The organism is Duganella sp. HH101, from assembly GCF_001758795.1.
GTDB classification, from domain to species: Bacteria; Pseudomonadota; Gammaproteobacteria; order Burkholderiales; family Burkholderiaceae_D; genus Rugamonas; species Rugamonas rivuli.
The window spans coordinates 447,455-470,740 of record NZ_LRON01000001.1 but is presented as its reverse complement, the minus strand read 5'-3'; the positions used below and the strand labels follow the sequence as shown (position 1 = coordinate 470,740).

The window sequence follows — 23,286 nt, the reverse complement described above, 5'->3', positions numbered from 1 at the left end:
ACGGAGCGATCGCTATGGGATAGCGAAGACGAGCAGCAGGTAGCTGTTGGCGCAGTTGCCAGCTGTGGCAAACACCGAAGTTGTCCATTTGATTTTCGTCCCGAATGAGGCGATAGTCAAGATGTTTTATTGCCTATCAATTTTATCCCGCAGCGTCCCTCTCATATCGAAGGAGGGATTTATGCCATCACCGTCCAAAGCCGCAGGGTTGGTCATAGCCGGGCGCACCCCATCGCCGGAATCTGTGCGGGAACTGGCCGGATCAAAGGCCGATATCTACTATTTCCAGTCTCCCAAAAACCATTGCCGATTTGTCTTCTGCAACCAACTGGTTTTTTACCTGGCCATTCTTTTGGAAGCTGAACTCAATGTCACGTCATATTTATCGACTGACCCTGATGATTTAGCTCCTGGATCGAAGTCATGTCTATCCGCAATTCGCTACGACGGCGAGCCGTTGACTTACTTCGCATGCTATGAGCATGACGCCAGTGATCCGCCTGGATTTACTGGAGACTTTATGGTCGCTAGTCTGGCCCGTCGATCGACGCGGTACGGATGGCGCTTGGGAACACGGGGTCGAAGACCACGATTCACAAGTAGTTGAAGGAGCTCGAAGAGGAAGAGGGTGGTTGCCGCGTTGTGTGTTGACTACGCCGTGGACCAGGAAATCGTTCCCCTATCGCTCATCGAGGCATTCGCTGGAAAGATTTTGTCATTGAGTTAGCATCCCTCGCATTTGACAGCGTCATAATTCAATTATGATCAAGAGTCCGGACTTTGGAATAATAATAATCGTTATTACGATGGAACTATTGGACGATACCTTCAATCCGACCCTGTCGGGTTGAAAGGGGGCTTAAATACGTACGCCTATGTAGAAGGGAACCCATTGTCATGGATAGACCCAACGGGTGAATTCGGGATTCCTGGTGCGATTGCAGGTGGTATCATAGGCGGAATAAGCGGTGCTTTCGGCGCCAATGCTACTGGCGGAAACGTGGTCAGAGGTGCGTTGTTGGGGGCAGTTGCAGGAGCGTTTGTCGGTGGATCTGGTGCTTGGTTGACTGGCTCTGTTCTCGGCAACGTTGCAGTACGGGTGGCGACAGGCCTTGGAACAAATTTAATTGGGCAAGGCCAGAACATCGGTGATCCTTGCTATACGGGAATTAATATTGGCTCTGCCGCTGGTGCAGGAATTGGCGGAGCGCTTGGTGGACTGCTGTCGCCAGGTGCGGCGGGTACCAGGTTTGCTGGAGGACTTGTTAGTCAGGTCAGCCAACGGGCGGCGGCTGGCATTCCCGGCTCCACAGTGTCCGGTGCGTCCAGCATAATAGGGACAGGAGCAGGAAAAACATCTCCTAAATGTGGTTGCAAATAATTGTAAAGAATTGGATTTAAGGAGGATTGTGTGAGTGACAAGATGAGGTGGAAAATTTATTTTATCTTTGGTTTGGGGGCGTGGTGGATATCTATATATTCACTAAGCTTGACGTTAAAAATCATCTCGCTGTATTCGGATTTAGTAAGCGTCATAGCTTACTCCTTGACTTCGCTATTGTTTTTAATTGTCGGATTCGTTAATATGTACACGGCATATGCGTTCAGGTATGGCCGAATAGATCAGGTAACAGGAACTCGCAGCTCCGCAAATTTAATCAAGGCTGGCGAGCTTGTGGTTAAGAATGGACGTTTGTTTTTAATAAACAAATGGAATTCCGGGGACTCGACTATTTTGGAAAGCGAAAAAATCGTTTTGTTTATATGTAATCGCAAGCCTTGGATTTGTTCTGCTAATGCATTTCAGCCGTGATATTTAAATTCAATTTGTCACCGTCCAATTTTTCGAAATTGGACGGTTTTTTTATTGTCAATAGTATTTGCTTCAAATCCGCCAATAGTCATCCCGTTCGTATTGGGTTTTCGCGACCGAAAACAAGTGGCAAGTAATTGTTTTACGGAGGATGCGCTGTTCGTTTGCTGGCCGGATTGTCCCTCTCAGTTTGACACGCCCTCGAGGTCCTCGCGAACGCCGCGACACTGTCGTAAGCCCCCTCGAACCACAATTCTTTTCGGTCCTCGTGGATCTGTTTCAGCGTGCGCCGCTGCTTGCGTGATTTCGCCGCCTCGGTCTTGAGGAGGGCGGAAAGCAGGAACGTGTATTTGTCGATGGCGCGGGTCGAGCACCGCTCAGCGTAGGCTGGCTCTGTGGTTTAGGACCGCAGGTAGCGTCGGACGGTGTTTCTGGAGATGCCCACACGCCTGGCTATCTCGCTGGGACCAGCGAGAACGAGTGGTGACATCGGTTTGATAAAGCAAAGCAGCTTGATCGCGGACCTACGCGCCAAGCAGCTGGTCGTGCTCGTCCCAGTTCACCTTTTGCATTGCTGGTTTCGTTGGGCGCGTATTCTGTGCGATCGCGTCCTTCAGCCATGGATATCCGATATCAGGTCGCTCATTGCCGACCTCTGCGAATCGCAACTGCCGGCTCTGCGCTGAAGGGATACTGCGCCCAGCTGCTGGAAAGATCGTCCCTAGCCGCCGAAAAATTAGTGGGCAATTATCTGCAATCGCTTAAGACCACGGAGTCTTGATTCTGACTGGCTAAGGATGGCGATTCGATGGCCGACACATATGCCAAATTTGCGGACTTCACGCATACGAGAAGTGAAAACGACTCAAAAGCTCCATCTATTCAGGTTTAGGTGAGAGCAGTAAGAGCGCTGCTGTTACTGCCAGATGGGAGAGCTAGACCGGAGAGTGATTTTACATAATATAAATTATGCGAAGTTATGGCATTGAGACTGCACTATGCAAACAGCAGGCCTTAGTGCTCTAACCTAAATATTTAGCCATAGCGAACCTATTAATTAGGCCATGTTGTGTTTCCGCGGGTTTTGATCTGTTGGCCTACCATTTCCGTAATCCAATCGACGAATTCATGTCGGCCGTAGAATTACGTGAATGCAGGTCTAATCATCAGATTTCTCGCCGTAATTCACGAGATCGTTGGGCTCGCTTGAAATCTCCACGGCAGAACGCCACCGCAGCCCGATGTTTAGGTGAAATCGTAATCCGCACGTTGGCTTAACTCTTCCTTCAAAACTAGCGACTTTTGCCGAGCCGTACCCGACTTTGAGCTCGTCCTTCAAGTATGTAAACGTTAAGCACTAACCACCATGTCGACGTCGGCCTCGTCTATAGCTCTTAAACACTAAATAACAGAATTCGCCCCACACCGCAGATCTGTAGCACCCATCAGCGCTGCGGGATCATCCCCGCCTAGTCAACAATTGTCCTAATAGTCAGGATGACTTGGTTGATGCCCGCCGCCTCTACAAAATGTTCCGTATTGTCTTTTGGTTCACCCAACATGTTTTTCACCCTCCGCCCAACCAGCCGAAGTCCCCGTAAAAGCTCACCTTTTTATTGATAGGTTGACTGCGTGGCCCGCTAGCGCCTTGTCGCGGCACCCTGGAACGGCGGTCAACGCCGCCCCGTAGAATGCCTGCGCGCTGTCGCGGGTCATCGTGACCATTTTGGCCGGTTCGCCGCTTCCGACAATAAGGAGTTTGCTCTTACAGTCCGACGACAAATTGACGTCGTCCCGACAGGACTTCAGCGCGCGCAGCGCCCTGCAGCCCTCCCACGTCCCCGCCCAGAGATCTATATTTTCGATTAGTAGTACCAAAGTGCTCCCGCCGAACATCGAAGAGCGCACGACTTCCGTTAGCGTGCAAGGCGCCTGGTCCTCATCGCCCGCAGTGGTTTGCGCCCGGATTTGGTCGCTGATATTCCTCAATACGTCAGCGCCACAACGGTCGCCGGTGTCAAAATGTACGACGCTGACCCCGGTGGATCGTAGGCACTTTGCCAAGCAGTTAAACAGCAAAGCGCCCGAGGACTTTGTCGGTGGCACCGCGACGAAGACGCCAGACGTGTAATGGTCGCTTAGCGGAAAATCGCCCAGCAATTCGCCACATAGCGCAATGGAAAATTGTCGCAGTTGGGCGGCGAGCGCGTGTCTAAACGAAGAAAGCCCGACATATCCGCTGATGATGTGGCAAGGGCCGTCCGGCGGGCTGGTCGAGCACTTGGACCGCGATGGCGCGCTATACCAACGCATCGAGCCGTCCGCCCCACCGCCCACGGCTTTGTTCAACCACCAATTCAATCCGGTTCGGGGCGAACTGGCCTGCGAGCGCGTCGGCGATCGCCACCCGAACGGCGTCCTCGCATTTTGCCCGATCCGACTTCTGGTCCCATGTATCCCCGAATTGAAGCAGATAGCGGGATTCAGCAGCCTTCACATGTGATCGCATCCAGATCGACACATGGGCGACATGGCCCAGAACCTCGACTTCGACGAGGCGTCTGTCGGCGGGCCCTATGGAAAAATTAAAGCGCACTTTCTCTCCTTATCTCGGCAAGCTCCTCGATTATGCCGTAGTTCGTGCTGATCGAACTGGGCAGGATAAACATGCCAATGTTCAGCGTTGAGCTTTGACAATGGCCGCGATCAACTGAGTAAGCATCGCACTGATATGCCCTGGCGCTTTAGACTTTTGCATTTTCAGCATAAGAACGAGGATTTCTAGTTGGGCCTCGTCCAGCTTCACATGGTCGGTTGTCCTGGCGACGATTGAGCCAAGTTCGGTGCCGACTTCTAGATAGTAGGCCCGCTCTTTGAGGAACGCATCGTCCGGTTCGTCGCTTGCTGTCGAGTTGTTCGTGATCACTATGCTCTCCTCCGAGAAGACCAATGATTTTGGCACGGGATTTTGCGCCGGCCGGTGACAAACCGACCTTCATTTGCGTTATATCTGATCAGCGAACGCCCTCCCGCGTGAGGCCGTTTGCGAGTCACAACGTTCGATGACTTCAGGGTGAACGCTATCTCGGCGGTGCTGTGGGCAGATTCACAGGACACCGCAATTGTCTGTGTTTGTGCGCAGGCACACTGATCTGCATCAGATTTCTGCTGAGGTGCGCCATCCGATCAGCGTTATCATCTAGAGTATTTCGGGGGCAAGAGATGTGGTTCGAACTGTATGAGGATAGCTGTCCTGTTACCGAGGAACGTTGGCGTTGGCGGCTTTGCGATAGCGACGGGGGGATCATCGCACTATCTGGCCCGGGATGCGCCAGTGAAGAAAAATGCGGCAAGCGGTCCAGATGATCGCATCGGATTCGCATCAAACGCCAATGCAGACAAGGAGTCGGTTGAGTCGGCTGCTAATGAAGGTGGCGCTCGGTGGTAAGTACCGTTGAGCTCCCGGATTTTTGCCGAGACACGACGTCCGCTAAGGCAGTCTACGTCCCTGTCCAGGAAATTTCGCCTATGCACCACCAACGCGCGTGCTGGCAGCGGAAGTTATCATCCTCCCAGCGCAATTGCAGCACTTGAGAGAGCGGTGCTCGGACGACTATGTCGACGGCCAGCAGGCCTTAGGCCTGTGCCGCCGAATTGGGAACTGCTCTGCGTGCCGGATGAGAGCTATGTTCCGCCCGTCTTGAAGGATTGCAAATAGCTACGCACGATGTTGTGTGCTGCCAGCGGGGATCTGTCGAGCAACTGAGCGCAATGTCCCTCGAGCTCAGAGGCCGACAACTGTGATTCACACAGGTTGCCGATCAGCGCTCGCGCATCCGATACCAGCACTTGCAGTTTGTCGAGGGTCAGGGCGCACGATAGCGTCGCTGCGGCCGCCTCCGTCGCATTTGCGTTTGGAACGATGCTCACGCGGACCGGCGCATGATCCGCATAGTGCTGCGTGAACCACTGTTCGGCCACCAGAAGCTGCCCGTGCTCCAGTTTGTTGAGCGGATTGTCTTCGCGCTTGCGGCTCTTGGCCTCAATGATCAGCCCTTGTTTGTTGGGCAGTAGCCACAGGACGTCCGGTCCAACGCCGGCGTCGTCGTGGCGCGAGGCGGCAAAGCCGAGCATTCGGCCGAGGTTCGCGAGCGCCTGCTCGAATTGGTTCGCCGACGCATCGGGGTGCAAGTTTGCCACCAGGCTGTCAAATTCGGCGAGATAACCCTTGCGGAAGCGGTATGCCAGGATGGACACCACGATCGCCTTCGCTTGTGCGCCTGGTGGAGGTAGTAAGCGGTGCGTCCCCATTTTCTTCGGCCGCTTGAGATTCGGATTATGGCCATACGCGTTGCGCTGCAAGTCCTCAGTACGGTCCTCGTTGCCCCAGTCATCAGCAATGCGCGCCGCCAGTTGCAATACCCAGCCTTTTTCCTGACTATCGATACTGCTCAAAGTAGACGCTTTTTCGAGGCGTGCGATGGCTTTTTCGTGATTGCCCGACGCCCAAAGGTCGACAGCTTTGCGTTCTACGGCGGCCAGTTCCAGGTGGTCCTGATCGATCTCGGTGTCTTCGACCAGTTCGTCAAGCAGTTCTGCGTGGTAGCTCTGCCAGATCGGGTCGCGGTCAATGCATCGCATGGCGGTGGCGAAGAACTCATCGCGCGCCTTGACGGCCTTGCTGATCTCCGTGCCTATCGTCAGTTGTGCCTGGGTTGCGCTGGTGAGGAAGTTGAAGTTTGCCTCCTTGCCCACCCATGAGGCAAGAGCGGTACCGACGATCAGGACGACACAATGGTCGCCGGCGCCCCTGGCGCCGCGACCGATACCCTGCTCTATCCGCTGTGCCAGCATGCGGTTGAAGCTAGCCCCTCCATAGACCGCTGCCGCCCGATATTTCTCGTATTCTGATGTGCCCGTCGGCAGTCCGCTCAGGACCAGCATGCGGCAGGAATCGCCCGGCAGGTCAATGCCGTCATATCGGTTGGCAAGAACATAGGGCCCGTAAGAGGTTCCCTCCTGCAAGCGCTTCACGATCTGCTGCACGTCAGCGGAGTTTTCGGCCACGACGCCAATACCCTTCCATTCTTCGGCAATCTTGCCCGACGGGGTCAGGAACACCACACCTTTTTTCGATCCGGATAACTTTGTCGCCAGCTCTTCGACGGCGGTGCGGGTGTTCATGGAAAACGGCATGATGTCGGGACATAGGATCAGACGTTCACTGATGCCGGCTAGGGAGCGCGATCGCAACGGCTTTCGGACAAGATCGTAGTCGGCCGCGAAAGTGCGCAACAAATCGCTGTCGTCGGCGATGGTCGCCGACATATAGATGTGCCGCGGGCAATGCGCGAAGGTGGGAAATGCGTTCGGGAACGGCAAAATAGGCGTGATGCTGAAATTTGCGGAGCTGATGAAAGCGTGGCACATCAACAGCCGGTCTCGCACCAATGGCCACTGGTAGTTGAATGGGCTCAGATCGCGGCGCAGCAGTTGCTCGACTGCTTGAATCCGCTCGCGCCAAGCGGTATAAGGCACTTCGACCACCGCCGTCTCTCCTCCGGAAACAATGTCTTCGAATGTGCCGGCTTTGCCGACGTCACGAAAAGCCTGGCGGAACAGATCGCATAGTTCGCGGTAGCGCTCTTTATCGCCGTAGGAAGAGACGTCCAAGGTGAATGAGTCGCGCACCAGGGGGAACGAAGAATGGGCATCGTCGAGGACTATAGCGCCGACCATGACAGGGTTGGCGCTCCCTTCCAGGCCAAATTTACTGCGCCCGTGGAACAGCGCTTTGTATGTGCCGACCATGATCGCCTTCGCGTTCGAAAAATCGTCGTTGAGCGGCCCCGCGCCTGTCTCGTAGCGAACTGCTGGGATCCCAAACTGCGCTGCGCGTTCTAGCGTCTGCTCCACAAGCTGCGTCGTGGGTGCAAGATAAAGCACCGGTTGCTTCAGTTCGTTCAGGGTGGACTGCGCCATTAACAATCCGACCAGTGTCTTACCGCCGCCGGTGTGAAGTTTCACAACCGTATCCTTGGCATTGCGGTTCTCGAACCATTGCTTTAACACCTCCGCCTGGCTGGAGTAAAGGTCGTTGAAGCCGGCTGGCTTGGGCAGCCGGCGAAGAATTTCGTGTGGATCGATCGGCAGGGGTTTGGCGCGCGTGGCACGCAAGGTATTGAGGTCAACCATAGTGTCAAAGAAGAATAATTGTGAGTAAGGTAGCCACAATATCTCATGCCTAGTAGCAATATTCTATCCATTTATCACTTGGGGAGCATTTTTTCCCGCATTCGTAAGAGGGGACGAGGGCCCTGCAGACGGCTCAGGCCGAACGGGCGGTACAAGCCGCTCGGGTCTGGCGGGACGCGCCCTATGCCCGAGCAGGCGCCCAAAGCCGGCCCGGCGACACAACAATCGACCTCCTTCTCGTTTGGAATTTAGTGCTTTGTGTTGTCCCCTCGGCGGCCAGCTGGCTAGACTACTTCCAGCTTGGATTGCGACGCGTACTTCGCCAATAAACAGCCCCTGAAGTTGGCGTCCAACTTCAGAGGGGCAGTTCACAAAGGCAGCTTTTGCTATCCGCAGAGGGATTAGACGCGAGGACGACGGCGAGCGACCAGGCCCATGATGCCCAATCCGGCGAGCAGCATGGCGTAGGTTTCAGGTTCTGGCACTGGCAGGGCCGACACCGCGCCCTGGTAGGTGGTACGGTCGGCATTGGTCAACCCCGTCACATGGACCGAATAGGTGCCGGCCCCCAGGATGCCTCCCCAGCTCAGAGTTTGCGACGTAGCGGTCCCAACGCCTGGGACAAAACTATTGCCCAGCAACTCCGCGCTGAAGTTCGAAATTGCACCGCTGGTAACGGCGAACGTCTGACTAGCCAGGAACGATGTAGTCGAGCTCTTCAGCAGAGCGAAAGTCCAGGTGTCATCGATCGTCGTCCCGGACGCAATACGGACCGAAGAGTCACCCCAGGAATCGAAGCCCAAGGGCGACAAAGTGCCCAGGTCATACGTAGCCGCAGAGGCGGCAAAGGAACTGGCGACGAGAGTGGCGGCGGCGACGAGCTTCAGTTTCATGGTGAACTCCATAGGATGAGGGGTTGAATAAGAAAATAATGACTCAATTGCATCTAAATAATAACAATAACAACTTTTTTAATTGTTAAATCGCAATTGTGCGCTGTTAAATCGGAGTCCCTGCAACCGAAAAGCCACGACTCGGCTCAACAGCATTTACGCTCTCTGCTGCGCCCTTGCAGTGGTCAGCAATTTAGGAAGGGCGGCAACATGCGCGTCTCGGCAGCCCAGGGGCGGCGCAACAGGCGCGTCGCCAAGGCGCGCCCTCGTCGAGCCCGTGTTCGCCGCGCTGGCGCAGATGGGCGGCACGGCGCTGCGCTCGGCCAGCCTGGCACGCGCCACGCTGCATTTGATCCGGAAGGTGGCGGCCTACAACCCGGGACGACGAGTCGGTCTGACGCCGGCGGTCCGTCCGGACAGCGCGTGTTGAGCCGGCAGCGACGAAACGGGGTGCGAGACGGACGCACCCCGAACACTTCGGCGTGCCTGGGCCATGGACGGTGCACCGCGGATCAGGACATCGCCGGCCATTCGGGGTGGCGGGAAGTCGCAGGCTCATACAGGTATTGAGTGTCCAATTCTATTGTTCGCGTACAACGGTTTCCATCAAAATCGGCCGAAAAACCGAGGCGTGGAACAATCCGACCTTCTGAGAAAGTTCTTACCTTAATGCGTGCTAAGGTAAGTTATGCAATTTGACGATACTAAATAACCCTGTTAATGTACCCGTATCTCTAACGCAAATTTTCATCATGGGCCGTCCTCCTTTCTCCCTGTCCGATTCGCAGGCGCGCATGTTGACCCAGCTCGTGGCCGAACTCGAGCTCGCCTGTCCGCTCGGCGGCAACTCCCACCGTCCCTTCGTGCGCGGGTTCGTTCTCGCCGTGCACGAGGCCACCGGCCAGTTGTTCAGCCCCACGATCTACCGGCGCCTGCTCGCGGCCTTCGCGCCGGCCCGCCGGCCCTCGACCGTAACGCTTGCCGACGAAAAGGTCCGTTTGGCCGCAGAACTCGCCCGCCAGCCGACATCGGCGCCGGCGCCCAGCAGCTCGGACGCGCCAAGCGTGGCGGTGCCCGATTTATACGCGCTGCAGGCTGGCATCGCCGAGGCCGTCGAGCAAGGCCTCCACCGGGCACGCCAGACGCTACGCGGCGACAGCGCCGAGTCGCGCTTCCTACTCAACCGCTTGCAGGAGTCGGAGCAACAGCTGGCGCAGCTGCGCGGCACCGCCGCATCCCTAGCAGCGGAGCTCGAGGTGGCCAGAAAGAGCGCCCGGCAGCATGCCGAGGAGGCGGCGCGGGCGAGCGCCGCCCTCGCCCGCCAATCTGACAGCATCGCCGCGCTCACCGCCGAGGTGACCGAGCTGCGCAAGTTCGCCCTGATGTCGATCGACGAGGCGCGCGGCGAAGGCCGGGCGTGGAAGGAACGGGCGATCGCCCTAGAGGCGCGGCGCCAAGCCGACGCCCGGCTGATGGAATCGTTCCGCCGGCTCGCGTATCAAAAAGGGGCCGAGATCCCCGATGAACTGACCAAGGAGCACCCGCGTTGAACGATTTGATCGAGACCCCGCTGTCACTCCCCTCCCCGATGCCGGCCGCCGCGCACGGCCTAGGCCCCGTCGCCGACGACTGGGAGGCCGCCGAGGTCTGGCTGCGGGCGATCGCCAGCCGCGGCCGGCGCAATTCGCCCGAGACGGTGGCCACCTACCGCTACCACATCGCCAAGCTGCGCTGGTTCTGCGAGCATGTCCACGGCGTGCCGCCGTCGCGCTGGAGCGTCCAGGACGTCGAGGCCTTCTACGAGTTTTTGACCGAGGTGCCCGATTGGGCGCTGTGCCCGCGTGACGAAATGAGCGGCGCATATGCCGGCGTCGACGACGAGGGATACTCTCCGTTTCGCAAGCAGCCCTCGGCCAGCAGCCGGTCCGACATCCAGCGCTGCATCCACGCGATGTTCCGGGTCTGGCGCGAGATGGGCTATATCGCCATCAACCCGATGGGACTGCACGGCGCCGGCACGACCCGCAAGATCAACGCCCATCGCGCGGTGACGTCCGACCTATACGACATGGTGCTCGATGCGATGGAGGTCACCGAAAAGATCACGTTCGCCAGCCGCCAGGCCTACACGCGCGACCGGTTCATTTTTATCGCGCTGCGCGAGCTCGGCCTGCGCGCGAGTGAACTGATCAAGGCCACCATGGGCGCGTTCCACAGCCTCACCGATCCGAAAGACGGCAAGACGTATTGGGTCATGGCCGTGCGCGAGGAAACGGCAAAGGGGCGCAAGGAAAGAACGCTGCCCGTCTCGAAGGCGGTGATGGCTGCGCTGGGCGCGTACCGGGAGGCGTTCGGGATGGATGCCCTGCCCGCTCCGTTGGAAACGGGGGCGCTAATCCTGTCGCCACGCACCGACCGCGGCGCCATCACGATCGGCGGCAAGCCGGTCCGCGACGTGGAGTCGCGCCGGTTCTTCCAGGCCTGGCTACCGGTGACGACCCGCCACGGCCTCTATTACATCGTCAAAGGCCGGTTGACCCGTGCCGCCGACGCCCTGGAACAAACGGGCGACGCCGCCGGCTGCGCGCAGCTGCGGCAAGCCTCGCCGCACTGGCTGCGCCACACCTTCGCGAAGTCGGCGCTGTTGACCGGCCAGGATGTCCGGCACGTCGCGGCCCTGCTCGGGCACCGGGATCTGGCCACGACCATGGTCTACACCGAGCAGGATGCATTGGACCTGATCCGTGCCACCAATGTGGCCAGCCCGGGTTTGCTTGCCGAACAGGTGACGGTGTCACCGACGTAGGCGTTCGGCACGCCACCACGGCACCCACTCATACGTCTTTGCCCATCGTTTGAAGCAGTGGTTGGCGCTGGGTAATTTCGTTTATGGCGCGCTCCCGCTTGCTGCCACCGTCATAGGACGTAGGATTGAAGCTCCACATCTGCTTTTGCGGACCTGAACAGCATCAAGGATGCTATAAATAGTGGATAAGTCTATCGTTTCTTCACCAAACCATGGGATAACCAAGCTTTACGTAAGAGCGTACAGGAGACATTTTCGTATCAGCGTCACCTACGTAGAGTGCGAAGCGAAGCATGTGTCGAGTACCTCAAGTAAAGGTATTGTCAACTTGTTGAACCGAGATAACGAGTTGTAGAATTCCAGACGAAATTGCCGCTGGTCGAGTAACAGGGTGTTGTTCGTTTGCGCGCCGATTTGACCCAGTATGATTGACCCGCCGTTTCGCGGACCGGCCTACAAGTGGATGGACTACGCGCCAGGTCGCACGGATCATCCGGCGATGCAAATCTGTGCCTTAGGCCTGAAGTTAAGCTCAAGGACGTGTAAGAAATTCTGTGTGTGCGGGGCCGGGTTTTAGTTAATCGCGTTGGTGAAGCGTTCGCCAAACATGATGGCAAACTGATTGGCAGCCAGCTTCCACGTCCGCTGCGGCATCTTCCAATCTTTTTCGATATTGCGCAAGGCCAGGAACAGCAGCTTGGTCGCCGCCTCGTCGCTGGGGAAGTGGCCGCGATTCTTGACGATCTTCCTGAGGCGCATATGCAGGCTCTCTATGGCGTTCGTGGTGTAGATGATGGTACGAACTTCAGGCGGATAGGCAAAGAATGGAATCACCTGCTGCCACTGGCGCCGCCACATGGCCGCAACGGTCGGGAATTTCTTCCCCCACGGCCCTGCCTCAAATTCGTCCAGCGCCGCTGCGGCCAGGTCGGCATTGGCGGCTTGGTAGACCGGCTTCAGAGCCGCCGCCAGTTCTTTGCGGTCCTTCCACGACGCCAACGTGGTCGAGTTGCGGATCAGGTGCACGATGCAGGTCTGGATCTGCGCCTGAGGATAGACGGCCTCAATGGCCTCAGGGAAGCCGCGCAGGCCGTCAACGACGGCGATCAGAATATCCTCCAGCCCACGGTTCTTGAGCTCGTTAAACACCTTCAACCAGAACTTGGCGCCCTCGGTCTGCTCGATCCACAGCCCCAGCACTTCCTTGCGGCCGTCAGCGCGTATGCCCAACGCCAGGTAGACGGCCTTGTTCTTGAGGGTGCCCTCGTCGCGGATCTTCAGACGCAAGGCGTCAAAGTAGACAATCGGGTACATCGCTTCCAGCGGACGCTGCTGCCACTGGGTGACTTCCTCGATCACCTCATCCGTGATGGTCGAGATCAGCATCGGCGACACTTCGGTACCGTACAGCTCCAGCAGGTGCCCCTGGATCTCGCGCACGCTCATGCCCCGCGCGTACATGCTGATCACATGGTCGTCAAAACCCGGCATGCGCCGCTGGCCTTTGGCCACCAGCTGCGGCTCAAAGCTGGACAGACGGTCACGTGGAATGTCGAGATGCAGTTCGCCGCCTGGCGCCAGCACCTTCTTGGGACTTGTGCCGTTTCGGTGATTTTTACTGGTCGTATCCTCGTTGGCCAAGTGATGCGTCAATTCGGCCGCCAGCATGCGCTCGGCCAGCATCTTCTTGAGCTGGCCGGCCAAGCCAGACTCACCGAGGATAGACTCGGCGTTCTTGTCCTGAACTTGGGCCAGCAGTTGGTCGATCAGCTCAACTGGGAATGGATACGGCTCTTTCTTTTTGCGAGGTTTCTTGGTGGTCATCGTGTCGGTCATGGAACATCCCTTTCGGTATTATTTCATGACCCCGTTTCACACAGAAATTCTTACAGGCTCAAGCTCAAGGGCGCAACACTATCTTGCGGCAGCCATCTTCTTTTTTATCGAACATTTTGTAGCCCTCCGCCGCGTGCTCCAGCGTCATGCGATGCGAGATGATCACCTCAGGGTTCAGCTTGCCTTCCTCGACAAACTTCAACAGTTCGGGCATGAAGCGTTGCACATGAGTTTGCCCGGCCTTGAAGCCGATGCCTTTTTCAAACGCGTCGCCAAACAGGAAGCCGTGGATAAAGCCGGCGTACACCCCCGGCACGCTGACGGTGCCGCCGCGCCGCACCGCTGCGATGCACTGGCGCAGAGCCTGACCGCTGCTTCCCTCAAGTTTCATTGCCGTCAACGCAGTTTCCAGCGCGCTGCCTTTTGCTTCGAACCCGACGGCGTCGACCACTGCGTCGACGCCTCGGTAATTGGTGTTTTCAATGATGAACTCGGCAGCGTCAACGTCATCGAAATTGATCGGAATTACGCCATAAGTGGCCCGCGCGAACTCCAGGCGGTAATTGTGATGGTCGACCATGAAGATTTTTTCCGCCCCCAGCATGCGCGCGCTAGCGGCCGCCATCTGTCCCACCGGCCCGGCGCCGAAGATGGCCAGACTCGAACCCGGTCCCACGCCCGCGTTTAGCACAGCTTGGTAGCCGGTCGGCAGGATATCGCTGAGGAACAGGACTTTTTCATCTTCCAATGTATCCGGAATCTTGATTGGCCCGACATTGGCCTTTGGAACGCGTACATATTCTGCCTGGCCGCCCGGCACGCCGCCATACATGTGGCTGAAGCCGAACAGCGCCGCGCCGGAGCGCAGCGATTTTTTGTTCATGATCGTGCCTCGATCGGGATTGGTGGTCTCGCAGGCAGAGTAGAGATCCATGTCGCAGAAAAAGCAACTGCCGCAGGCGATCACGAACGGCACCACTACCCGGTCGCCTTTTTTCAGGTGGGTGACGCCGGGACCAGTCTCAACCACCACGCCCATGAACTCATGGCCCATGATGTCGCCTTCCTTCATGCCGGGCACTTTGCCCCGGTACAAGTGCAGGTCGGAACCGCAGATGGCAGTCGCGGTGATCTTGAGGATGATATCGTCCGGCTGCTGGACCACTGGATCGGGGACGGTATCGACTTTGACATCGTGGGCGGAATGATAGACGAGTGCGCGCATGAAAGCTCCGGAAGGACATGAAAAAAGCCGCCCGGCCAGTGGCCGGACGGACGGGATAAAAGCGGGTCGAGATCAGCTCGCACCGGCGCCGCCAATGTGCGACACCGGCACCAGCTTATTTCGAACGCGAACCGGAACCACCTTGGGAGCCGCCATCGTTGTTCTGTTTTTGATCGCCGCTCTGATTGGAAGCATGGCTCCCGCTTTGCTTGCCGCCCTGCCCTGAGGCATGGCTGCCGCCCTGGCCACCCGAACGGGAGCCGGTGTCGGAGTCGCTCTGCCGGTTGCCGTCGTTCTTGTGGCTCATCGCCCCGGCCTCGCGCGCCTCTTCCGAGGTGAACTCATGTGCATTGCCCGAAGCGTGCGCTGCGCGGCCGCCTTCAGCGGCGATCTCGCGCTGACGCTCCGGGTCCATGGATCCGAAGCCGCGACCACCTTGATTATCGTCCTTACCGCCCGACTGATTGTTCCCGCCGCTATGCGATTGCTGATGCCCCGTCGAACGAGACTGGCTGCTTTGTGCAGAATGCGCGTCGGCTGCGCGGCCACCACTGTCGCCGCTCTGTTTGGACGCAGTCGATTGCGTTGCGTGGGATTTGCTGGTATCGCTCGATTTATTACCGCCTTGATTCGATGCAGTCATGGTGATCTCCTAGGTTTTCAGGGGTTGGTCCGCCGCGCAGTTTGCAGCAGCTCGGCGGTGAAACTATCTTATGGCTGACGGACGCCGCCGTCGTGGGCATCTTGCTGATAGCTGCGTAGGAGTACTACTCGTTAAGTTGCAACTTTTTTCCCAGCTCAAATTAACATTCCATGCGACCCCATCTGACGCGTTCCTATTCGCTCCGGCACGCGCGTTAAACTTCGGCACCTGGCCATGTAGCCGCTGCTATCCGCGCGGCGCAAGCCGACATTGGTGGATCTGGACCGCTGGTACGAGATGTCGGCCCACAAGCCTGCCCGGCTTGCGCCAGCGCCAGCCAGCCGCCCTGCCCGGCCTAGTTCCCCTTTTGTAGCGTGAACGTGAAGGTCGGCCGGGATTCGTGTTTTTGCAAAGCTTCACATAAACCGTAATCCCGGCCGACCCTCTTCAAGAAACACTGTCCGGCGCTACCTGCGCGCGGAAATCACCGAGCCGGCCTACGCCGTGGCGGCGCTCACGCAGCGCCATAGATAAATATGCGTTCCAACTCTCAGCCATGCTCAAGATCGAGGCATCTCGTTCCAGGAAGCAGCGACACACCTTAAAGCAGATCCACGAGGATCAAAGGGAACCGAGTTTTGAGGGGTCTTACGGCAGGGTTGCGACCTTCGCGAGGGTATGGCGGGAGGGGCAAACTGAGCGGGGCAATCCGCCAAGCAAGCGAACAGCTGGCCAGCTCGCTGGGCACAGAAGTGGCTTGGACGTACATGCAAACCTATCATGTACGGGTGGAGGCGATCCGTCGGGAGCTGGCGTATCCTCAGGCACGCCGGCGACGTCCCGACAACCGCATCCGCTAGGCAAACAATAAACAAGGTGCGCTGGCGACATTCGCGACCAAACAGTAGTTTTTCCCTGTCGTGAAAAATTGTAAAGTGGCACATCAATTTTTCAGCGAGGAAGATCATGCCCGTCGCCGCCCGCTATAGTCCCTACGCGTTGCTAGACCTGATCGCAGCCCGTCTGCCCGCACGCAACGATGCCCATCTGTGTCGCTTGCTCGACGTGCAGGCACCGGTGATCAGCAAGGTTCGCCATCATAAAATGCCGATCAGCAGCGGCCTATTGCTGCGCATGCACGAAATAACCAACCTTAGCGTGCGCAACCTGCGCGACCTGATGGGCGACCGCCGCAGCAAGTTGCGGATGTCGGCGGCGCGCGGGCGCAGCGCGGCGGATGCGCACACGGCTTGATCGCGCTGGAGATCGAACAATAATCATTCTTGCTACCACGTCTCACCCTAGGCTTGGTGTTATGCCACGCCGCTATATCGGCCGGCCCTAGCGACTTGGTATCACATTGCGCTACCAGCGCGGTGAGCGAATAGGAAAGCCGCGTCCTCTTCAGTAATACGCCATCTGGCTGCACATTGATGCTGAGTTTCTCACCAACCGCGACCTTAAGTACATTCAGCAATTCAATCGGCAAAGTACCGCAGCAGTGTTGCCCCTTTTTTGAATTGCCAATTCCATAAAGCCTCCAAATGTTTATGCATTGTAGATTCACGAAAAATGCCATGGCAAGCAGACTCTTATACAATGGATCGCTGTAACCGAGCCGTCATTTAAGCTCTCAGCCTCCTAAGCAGAGTCATTGGTCGCTTTCCCGCTATCGCTGTTAAGCAGCCCGCGTATGTTTGTCACCGCAAGACAGAACTGCAGTGCGATCAAGGCCAGCGCCCCGTCCTGCCATCCCCAGCCGATCCATAACGCATTACTGAGCAAGAAACTCCAGAAGCCCGCCCTTCGCCGGCCCCTGCGTGACGACGACACCAGCACCCCGGCGGCGACCGTCACCGCCATGCCGGGCATTGCAGCGCGTCGACCCAGTCAATCGTGAGCGGCTTTCGTGGTGGCGGCCTTGCGCGCGTGCGGTCGCTTGCTTACATTGGAATCCGGGGGCATCAACGCACGGCGCAGATACTGCGCCGTGCGGCTGACGGCGTTGCCGGCCACTTCCTCCGGCGGACCGCAAGCCACGATCATGCCGCCCTCCTCGCCCGCACCAGGTCCGACATCGATCACCCAGTCACTGGCGGCCAGCACCTGGACGTTATGCTCGACCACGATCACAGTATTACCCGAAGCGACCAGCCCATGCAACTGCTGCAGCAGCAGGTCGATGTCGGCCGGGTGCAGGGCGGTGGTCGGCTCGTCCAGCACATACAAGGTGCCCCCGTTGCTGGCGCGCTGCAGCTCGGTCGCCAGCTTGATGCGCTGCGCCTCGCCGCCGGACAGTTCGGTCGCCGGCTGGCCCAGCCGCAGATAGCCCAGCCCGACCGCGCGCAGCACATCGAGCGCATGCCGCAGCGGCGGCACGTCGTCGAAAAACTCCCACGCGGCGTCCACCGTCATCGCCAGCACTTCGGCGATATTGTGGTCGTGGTAGCGCACCGCCAGCGTCTGCGGATTGTAGCGGGCGCCGTCGCATTCCGGACAAGGCGCGTACACGCTCGGCAGGAACAGCAGCTCCACCATGACGAAGCCCTCGCCCGAGCAATGCGCACAGCGGCCCTTGGCCACGTTGAACGAAAACCGGCCAGCGTCGTAATGGCGCGAACGGGCCGCGCTAGTGGCGGCAAACAGTTTGCGCACGTGATCAAACAGTCCCGTATAAGTGGCCAGATTGGAGCGCGGCGTGCGGCCGATCGGCTTCTGGTCGACCTGCACCAGACGGCGGATCGCGTCCATGCCGGCCGTCACCTGTCCTTGCAGTGCGACGCCACCGTCGCTTTCCAGCTGCGCTTCACCGGCATCATCGGCCGTCTCGTCATCGACGTGCTGCCCGAGCCGGGCCTGCAACAGCCGCACCAGCGCCTGGCTGACCAGGCTCGATTTGCCCGAACCGGAAACGCCGCTGACGCTGGTCAGCACGCCCAGCGGAAAGTCGGCGTCCAGGCCTGTCAGGTTGTTGCGCACGACGCCGCGCAGGCGCAACCAGCCCTGTGGCTCGCGCAGGCTGCGCGTGGAGGCCGGCGTCGTCGCGAACAGGTATTGCGCGGTGCGCGACTCCTTCACGGCCGCCAGCCCGGCCGGTTCGCCGCTGTAAAGCACCTGACCACCGTGCTGGCCGGCGCGCGGCCCCACGTCGACGATCCAGTCGGCGCGGCGGATAACCTCCAGCGCGTGCTCGACGACGAACAGCGAATTGCCGGCCGCCTTCAAGCGGTCGAGCGCCCGCAGCAAGGCTTCGGTATCGGCCGGATGCAGGCCGGCAGACGGTTCATCCATCACATACACCACGCCGAACAGGCTCGAACGCACCTGCGTGGCCAGGCGCAATCGCTGCAGTTCGCCGGGGGACAGCGTCGGCGTGCCACGCTCCAGGCTGAGGTAGCCCAGCCCGAGGTCCAGCAGCACCTCCAGCCGCGCCAGCAGGTCGGCGGCGATGCGTTGCGTGACGATGGCTTTTTCCGGATGGCGCCGGGACTCCTTGCGGCCGCCCGCTCCGCCGTCCGCGAAAGGCTGCAGCAACTGCGCCAGCCGTTGCAACGGCAAGCGCCCGATTGCGGTGATATCGTGACCGGCGAAGGTGACCGATAGCGCTTCCGCCCGTAGGCGCTTGCCCTCGCACAGCGGGCAGTCCATGCTCACCAGGTATTGCGCCACGCGCTTCTTCATGATCGCGCTTTCGGTACCGGCAAAGGTCTGCAGCACGTATTTACGGGCGCCGGTGAAGGTGCCCTGGTAGCTCGGCGTCTCCTTGCGCTTGTGTGCGCGGCGCGCTTCGGCCGGTGTCAGGCCGGCGTAGACAGGCACGGTCGGTTGCTCGTCGGTGAACAAGATCCAGTCGCGCGTTTTTTTGGGCAGCTCGCGCCACGGTTTGTCGACGTCATGGCCCAGCGTGACCAGGATATCCCGCAGGTTCTGGCCGTGCCAGGCGGTCGGCCAGGCCGCCACCGCGCGTTCGCGTATCGTCAGGCTGTCGTCCGGGACCATCGAACGCTCGGTGGCTTCATACACTCGTCCCAGGCCATGGCATTGCGGGCAGGCGCCCTGCGGCGTGTTGGGCGAAAACGATTCCGCATACAGCAGCTCCTGGCCGACAGGATAGTCGCCCGCGCGCGAGTACAACATGCGCAGAGAATTGGACAAGGTACTGACGCTGCCCACTGACGACCGCGTGGTCGGCGTGCCGCGCTGCTGTTGCAGCGCCACCGCCGGCGGCAAGCCGTCGATCGCATCGACCTCGGGCACCGGCATCTGGTGGAACAACCGTCGGGCATAGGGCGACACTGACTCAAGATAGCGCCGCTGGGCCTCGGCATACAGCGTGCCAAACGCCAGCGACGACTTGCCCGAACCGGACACGCCGGTGAACACCACCAGCGCGTTGCGCGGGATGTCGACGTCGACGTTCCGCAGATTGTGTTCGCGCGCGCCGCGCACGCGCACGTAACCGTCGAGTGTGTGCACGGAGGGAGTGGAACGGGGCATGGAATTGTCCTTGATAAGCAGAGCGTTCAGCATGAGCCGATAACCTCCTTCTAGTATGTACGGCAACGCACCAGTGCCGCCAGTTGCGTTATGCGTGTGCCCTCTAACAGACGAACAGCTGCCGGAGACGCAAGATCGGCCATTCTGCCCATCCCGTTCAACCGGAAGTTTTTATGCCAGATCCGCACATGAAATTCGAAGCGCCGCCACGTTCGGCACAGTTGCGCCATGCGCTGGCGCAGCTGGACCCGCGTCACAGCCCCGGAGCACAGCTGGTGGAACTGATCGAAGCGGGTCTGGACCGTCTGCCGTCGCCCGGCGGCGGCGCGACGCTACAGCGCTGGCAAGCGCTCGCGCTGGTCGCCGGTCATGATCTCAGCCTGCTCAAACTCTACGAGGGCCACACCGACGCACTTGCCATACTGAGCGAATTGAGTGGCCCGTCCATAACGACCGCCTCATGGGGCGTCTGGTGCGCGGAGCCGCCGGGCGCGGTCGTCACGCTGATGGAATCGGGGTCGGGCAGCTTCCGTCTTTACGGCCGCAAGCAGTGGTGTTCCGGCGCGGCCAGTCTCAGTCACGCGCTGGTCAGCTGCCGTGACGCCGGCGGCCAGCCCTGGCTCGTGGCGGTTGCGCTGCGCCAGCCAGGTGTGGCCGTCACGGAAGACGGCTGGCACGCGGTCGGCATGGCGGCCAGCGGCAGCGTGGATGTGGTGTTCGACGGAGCAGAGGCCTGGCCCGTGGGCGAGGCAGGCTCCTACCTGCGACGGCCCGGCTTTTGGCACGGCGGCGCTGGCATCGCCGCATGTTGGTTCGGCGCCGCGCAGTCGCTGGCCGATTATCTCCACGCCGCAGTGCGGGACCAGTCTCACGCCGATGCCCACCGCCTCGCCCATCTCGGCGAGGTGGACATCGCGCTGAGCGCCGCTGCCGCCTTGTTGCGCGCAACCGCCGCAGCCATTGACGCCGATCCCGGCGCGGACGCGTCGCTCCTCGTCCTGCGCGCGCGGCTGGCGGTCGAATCGGCGGCCAGCTCGGTGCTGCGGCACGCCACGCGCGCACTGGGCGCCGGACCATTGTGCCGTGATCCCGCTTTCGCCCGAATGGCAGCCGACCTTCCGGTATTCCTGCGCCAGAGCCACGCCGAACGCGATCTGGCTACGCTGGGCGAACTCGTATCGGGACAGAAGGAGGCGCCATGGGCGCTATGACTGCCCTCGGCGCCAACGGCGCATCACCACCCATCGATGCCGGCAACCGCCGCATCGAAGGCGCGGGCACGCCGGACGCGGCGTGGCAAGCGTGGGGCGGACTGGCGGATCTGCCTTCGGTCAGCGTGGCGACGCTGGCGCCGCCCGGCCGCCGCGCGATCATCATCGCCCCGCACCCGGACGACGAGGTGCTCGCTTGCGGCGGGCTGCTGCAACTGCTGCACGCGCAAGGCACGCACACCGTGCTGGTTGCCGTCACCGACGGCGACGCCAGCCACCCTGGCTCCACGCTGCTGCCCCCAGCCCAGTTGGCCCGCACCCGCGCGCAAGAGACACAGGCCGCACTGCGGATGCTGGGCGTAGGCGAAGGTCCCCTGGCACCGCAGGTACTGCGCGCCCACCTGCCCGACGGCCAGGTCGGCGTCCACCTGGAACAGTTGCAGGCGCTGCTGCTGCAGCTACTGCGGCCGGATGACGTGGTGTTCGTCACCTGGCGCCAGGACGGCCACCCGGACCACGAGGCCTGCGGACTGGCGGCAACGCTGGCTATCCGCGTCTGCCGCGCGACCCTGGTCGAAATGCCGGTATGGAGCTGGCACTGGGCGGCTCCCGGAGACCACCGCCTGCCGTGGCGACGCGCGCGCCGGCTCGACCTGGAAGCGGACATGGCGCAGCGCAAGCGGCAGGCGGTGGACTGCTTCCAGTCCCAGTTGCACGGAGACCTCTCCAACGGCCAGGCCGCCGTTCTGGCGCCGCACGTACTGGCCCGTCTTCTTCACCCTTACGAGATCTACTTCACATGACCACCTCTTCCGCGGCGGGCGCCGACTATTTTCAAACACTGTACCAGCAGGATACCGATCCCTGGAAGGTGCGCCAGCGCTGGTACGAACAGCGCAAACGCAGCCTGCTGCTGGCCAACCTGCCGCAACAACGCTACCGCCGCGCGTTCGAACCCGCGTGCGGCAACGGCGAACTGACAGCCGAACTGGCGCATCGGGCGGAGCACGTGACCGCCAGCGACATGTCGGCGGAAGCGGTAAGGCTGGCCCGCCAGCGCATGCAGCGCGAAGACATCAGCGACGCCTCGCGCGTGACCTTGCTGTGCCAACGGATGCCGCAGGACTGGCCGGGGGAGGCGCGCTTCGACCTGATCGTCATCAGCGAAATGCTGTACTACCTGAACGCGGAGGAAGTGCTGCAGCTGCGCGAACGCTGTACCGGCGCATTGGCGGCGGGCGGCACGCTGCTGCTGTGCCATTGGCGTCCCGACTTCGCCGACCGCCTGCTCGGCACCGACGAGGCCCACGCGATCTTCGAGCAGGCGCCGGCGCTGCACAAGATCGTCCGCCATGTGGAAGATGACTTCCTGCTCGAAGTGTGGTCCGGCAACGCGGCGTCTGTGGCGCAGCGGGAAGGACTGCAGCGATGATCGGCATCGTCATCCCCGCCCACAATGAGCAGCTCTATCTGGACGATTGCCTGCACGCCGCGCGCATTGCCGCATCGTCCACCGCGCTGCAAGGCGAAGCCGTGCGCATCGCGGTGGTGCTGGACAGCTGCACCGACGGTTCGCAGGCCGTGGTCGAACGTCACATCGCTTTATGCGCAGGCACGACCTGCGCGATCGCTTATGTCAGCGTCTCAGCTCGCAACGTCGGCGTCGCGCGCGCGGCGGGTGTCGCGAACGTGCTGGGTGCGGGAGCGCGCTGGCTGGCCTTCACCGACGCCGACACCAGGGTATCGCCCGACTGGCTGGCCGCGCAGTTGCGCCTCGACGTCGACGTGGTATGCGGCACGGTCGGCGTCGACGACTGGACGCCGCACCGCGACAACGCCGAGGCGCTGCGTCTGCACTTCCGGCGCAGCTACACCGACGCCGACGGCCATCGTCACATCCATGGCGCCAACATGGGCGTATCGGCCGAAGCCTATCGCCGCGCCGGCGGTTTCGAACCGCTCGCCTGCAGCGAGGACGTGGCGCTGGTCGAAGCGCTGCAGCAAAGCGGCGCGCGCTTCGCCTGGAGCGCCGCGCCGCGCGTGACCACCAGCGCGCGTTGCGACGCCAAGGCGCGCGGCGGCTTCGGCGACACGCTGCTGCGCTATGCGGCCAGCGCGCGCGCCGCCATGACCGAATCCCACCCCGCCGTTCCCTGATCACTCATCC

17 protein-coding genes and 1 pseudogene are annotated in these 23,286 nt (G+C 60.3%); 9 read left to right on the top strand and 9 right to left on the bottom strand.

Annotation, left to right across the window (positions count from 1 at the left end; genetic code table 11):
- Positions 1-537: 537 nt before the first annotated feature.
- Together DUGA2_RS34950 and DUGA2_RS34750 are read left to right on the top strand one after the other, a co-directional pair.
- A pseudogene (locus DUGA2_RS34950) lies at positions 538-600 on the top strand (DNA-binding protein); the annotation flags it as partial.
- A 214-nt stretch (positions 601-814) separates the two neighbouring features.
- A complete protein-coding gene (locus DUGA2_RS34750) occupies positions 815-1,381 on the top strand; it encodes an RHS repeat-associated core domain-containing protein (protein WP_373994820.1) in 567 nt (188 codons plus the stop codon).
- 832 nt (positions 1,382-2,213) lie between these two features.
- Here DUGA2_RS34750 and DUGA2_RS34160 read toward each other — a convergent pair.
- The 5 genes from DUGA2_RS34160 to DUGA2_RS01715 form a co-directional block, all read right to left on the bottom strand.
- The gene (locus tag DUGA2_RS34160) at positions 2,214-2,303 is read right to left on the bottom strand and encodes a helix-turn-helix domain-containing protein (RefSeq protein ID WP_229214573.1); all 90 of its coding nucleotides are present in this window, start codon (positions 2,301-2,303) and stop codon (positions 2,214-2,216) included.
- 1,809 nt (positions 2,304-4,112) lie between these two features.
- A complete protein-coding gene (locus tag DUGA2_RS01730) occupies positions 4,113-4,409 on the bottom strand; it encodes a hypothetical protein (RefSeq protein ID WP_070266879.1) in 297 nt (98 codons plus the stop codon).
- 81 nt (positions 4,410-4,490) lie between these two features.
- Positions 4,491-4,739, bottom strand: a complete 249-nt coding sequence (locus DUGA2_RS01725) for a hypothetical protein (RefSeq protein WP_141753165.1) — start codon at positions 4,737-4,739, stop codon at positions 4,491-4,493.
- A gap of 758 nt (positions 4,740-5,497) precedes the next feature.
- A complete protein-coding gene (locus DUGA2_RS01720) occupies positions 5,498-8,008 on the bottom strand; it encodes a DEAD/DEAH box helicase family protein (protein ID WP_070267091.1) in 2,511 nt (836 codons plus the stop codon).
- 401 nt (positions 8,009-8,409) lie between these two features.
- Positions 8,410-8,901: an FxDxF family PEP-CTERM protein gene (locus DUGA2_RS01715; RefSeq protein ID WP_168167400.1), complete on the bottom strand. Its 492-nt coding sequence runs from the start codon at positions 8,899-8,901 to the stop codon at positions 8,410-8,412.
- Positions 8,902-9,695: 794 nt separating this feature from the next.
- On the opposite strand from DUGA2_RS01715, the gene DUGA2_RS01710 reads away from it, so the two are divergent.
- Together DUGA2_RS01710 and DUGA2_RS01705 are read left to right on the top strand one after the other, a co-directional pair.
- Positions 9,696-10,451: a hypothetical protein gene (locus tag DUGA2_RS01710; protein ID WP_070266876.1), complete on the top strand. Its 756-nt coding sequence runs from the start codon at positions 9,696-9,698 to the stop codon at positions 10,449-10,451.
- A complete protein-coding gene (locus DUGA2_RS01705) occupies positions 10,448-11,707 on the top strand; it encodes a tyrosine-type recombinase/integrase (RefSeq protein WP_070266875.1) in 1,260 nt (419 codons plus the stop codon). Before DUGA2_RS01710 ends, DUGA2_RS01705 begins: the two co-directional genes overlap by 4 nt.
- A gap of 573 nt (positions 11,708-12,280) precedes the next feature.
- Here the strand turns inward: DUGA2_RS01705 and DUGA2_RS01700 are convergent.
- From DUGA2_RS01700 to DUGA2_RS34945, 3 genes are all read right to left on the bottom strand, one after another.
- Entirely contained in the window at positions 12,281-13,531 is a 1,251-nt protein-coding gene (locus DUGA2_RS01700; RefSeq protein ID WP_168167406.1) for an IS256 family transposase, read from the bottom strand.
- 76 nt (positions 13,532-13,607) lie between these two features.
- Positions 13,608-14,768, bottom strand: a complete 1,161-nt coding sequence (locus DUGA2_RS01695; protein WP_070266873.1) for a zinc-dependent alcohol dehydrogenase — start codon at positions 14,766-14,768, stop codon at positions 13,608-13,610.
- A 115-nt stretch (positions 14,769-14,883) separates the two neighbouring features.
- Entirely contained in the window at positions 14,884-15,411 is a 528-nt protein-coding gene (locus tag DUGA2_RS34945; RefSeq protein ID WP_071658835.1) for a KGG domain-containing protein, read from the bottom strand.
- Positions 15,412-16,377: 966 nt separating this feature from the next.
- On the opposite strand from DUGA2_RS34945, the gene DUGA2_RS01685 reads away from it, so the two are divergent.
- A complete protein-coding gene (locus DUGA2_RS01685; RefSeq protein WP_070266872.1) occupies positions 16,378-16,665 on the top strand; it encodes a hypothetical protein in 288 nt (95 codons plus the stop codon).
- Between the two features lie 636 nt (positions 16,666-17,301).
- Here DUGA2_RS01685 and DUGA2_RS01675 read toward each other — a convergent pair.
- On the bottom strand, positions 17,302-19,908 hold the full coding sequence (locus tag DUGA2_RS01675; RefSeq protein ID WP_229212148.1) for an excinuclease ABC subunit UvrA: 2,607 nt from the start codon (positions 19,906-19,908) through the stop codon (positions 17,302-17,304).
- 188 nt (positions 19,909-20,096) lie between these two features.
- Between DUGA2_RS01675 and DUGA2_RS01670 the strand changes: the two genes are divergently transcribed.
- From DUGA2_RS01670 to DUGA2_RS01655, 4 genes are read left to right on the top strand one after another with little or no spacing between them, the layout of a single operon-like run.
- Positions 20,097-21,119, top strand: coding sequence for an acyl-CoA dehydrogenase family protein (locus tag DUGA2_RS01670; protein WP_229212149.1), 1,023 nt, complete (start codon positions 20,097-20,099; stop codon positions 21,117-21,119).
- Complete coding sequence (locus DUGA2_RS01665; protein WP_083296173.1) at positions 21,107-21,922, top strand: PIG-L deacetylase family protein; 816 nt, start codon at positions 21,107-21,109, stop codon at positions 21,920-21,922. The genes DUGA2_RS01670 and DUGA2_RS01665 overlap by 13 nt, the downstream gene beginning before the upstream one ends.
- The gene (locus tag DUGA2_RS01660) at positions 21,919-22,551 is read left to right on the top strand and encodes a bifunctional 2-polyprenyl-6-hydroxyphenol methylase/3-demethylubiquinol 3-O-methyltransferase UbiG (protein WP_070266866.1); all 633 of its coding nucleotides are present in this window, start codon (positions 21,919-21,921) and stop codon (positions 22,549-22,551) included. Before DUGA2_RS01665 ends, DUGA2_RS01660 begins: the two co-directional genes overlap by 4 nt.
- A complete protein-coding gene (locus tag DUGA2_RS01655; protein WP_070266864.1) occupies positions 22,548-23,276 on the top strand; it encodes a glycosyltransferase family 2 protein in 729 nt (242 codons plus the stop codon). Before DUGA2_RS01660 ends, DUGA2_RS01655 begins: the two co-directional genes overlap by 4 nt.
- Positions 23,277-23,286 lie beyond the last annotated feature (10 nt).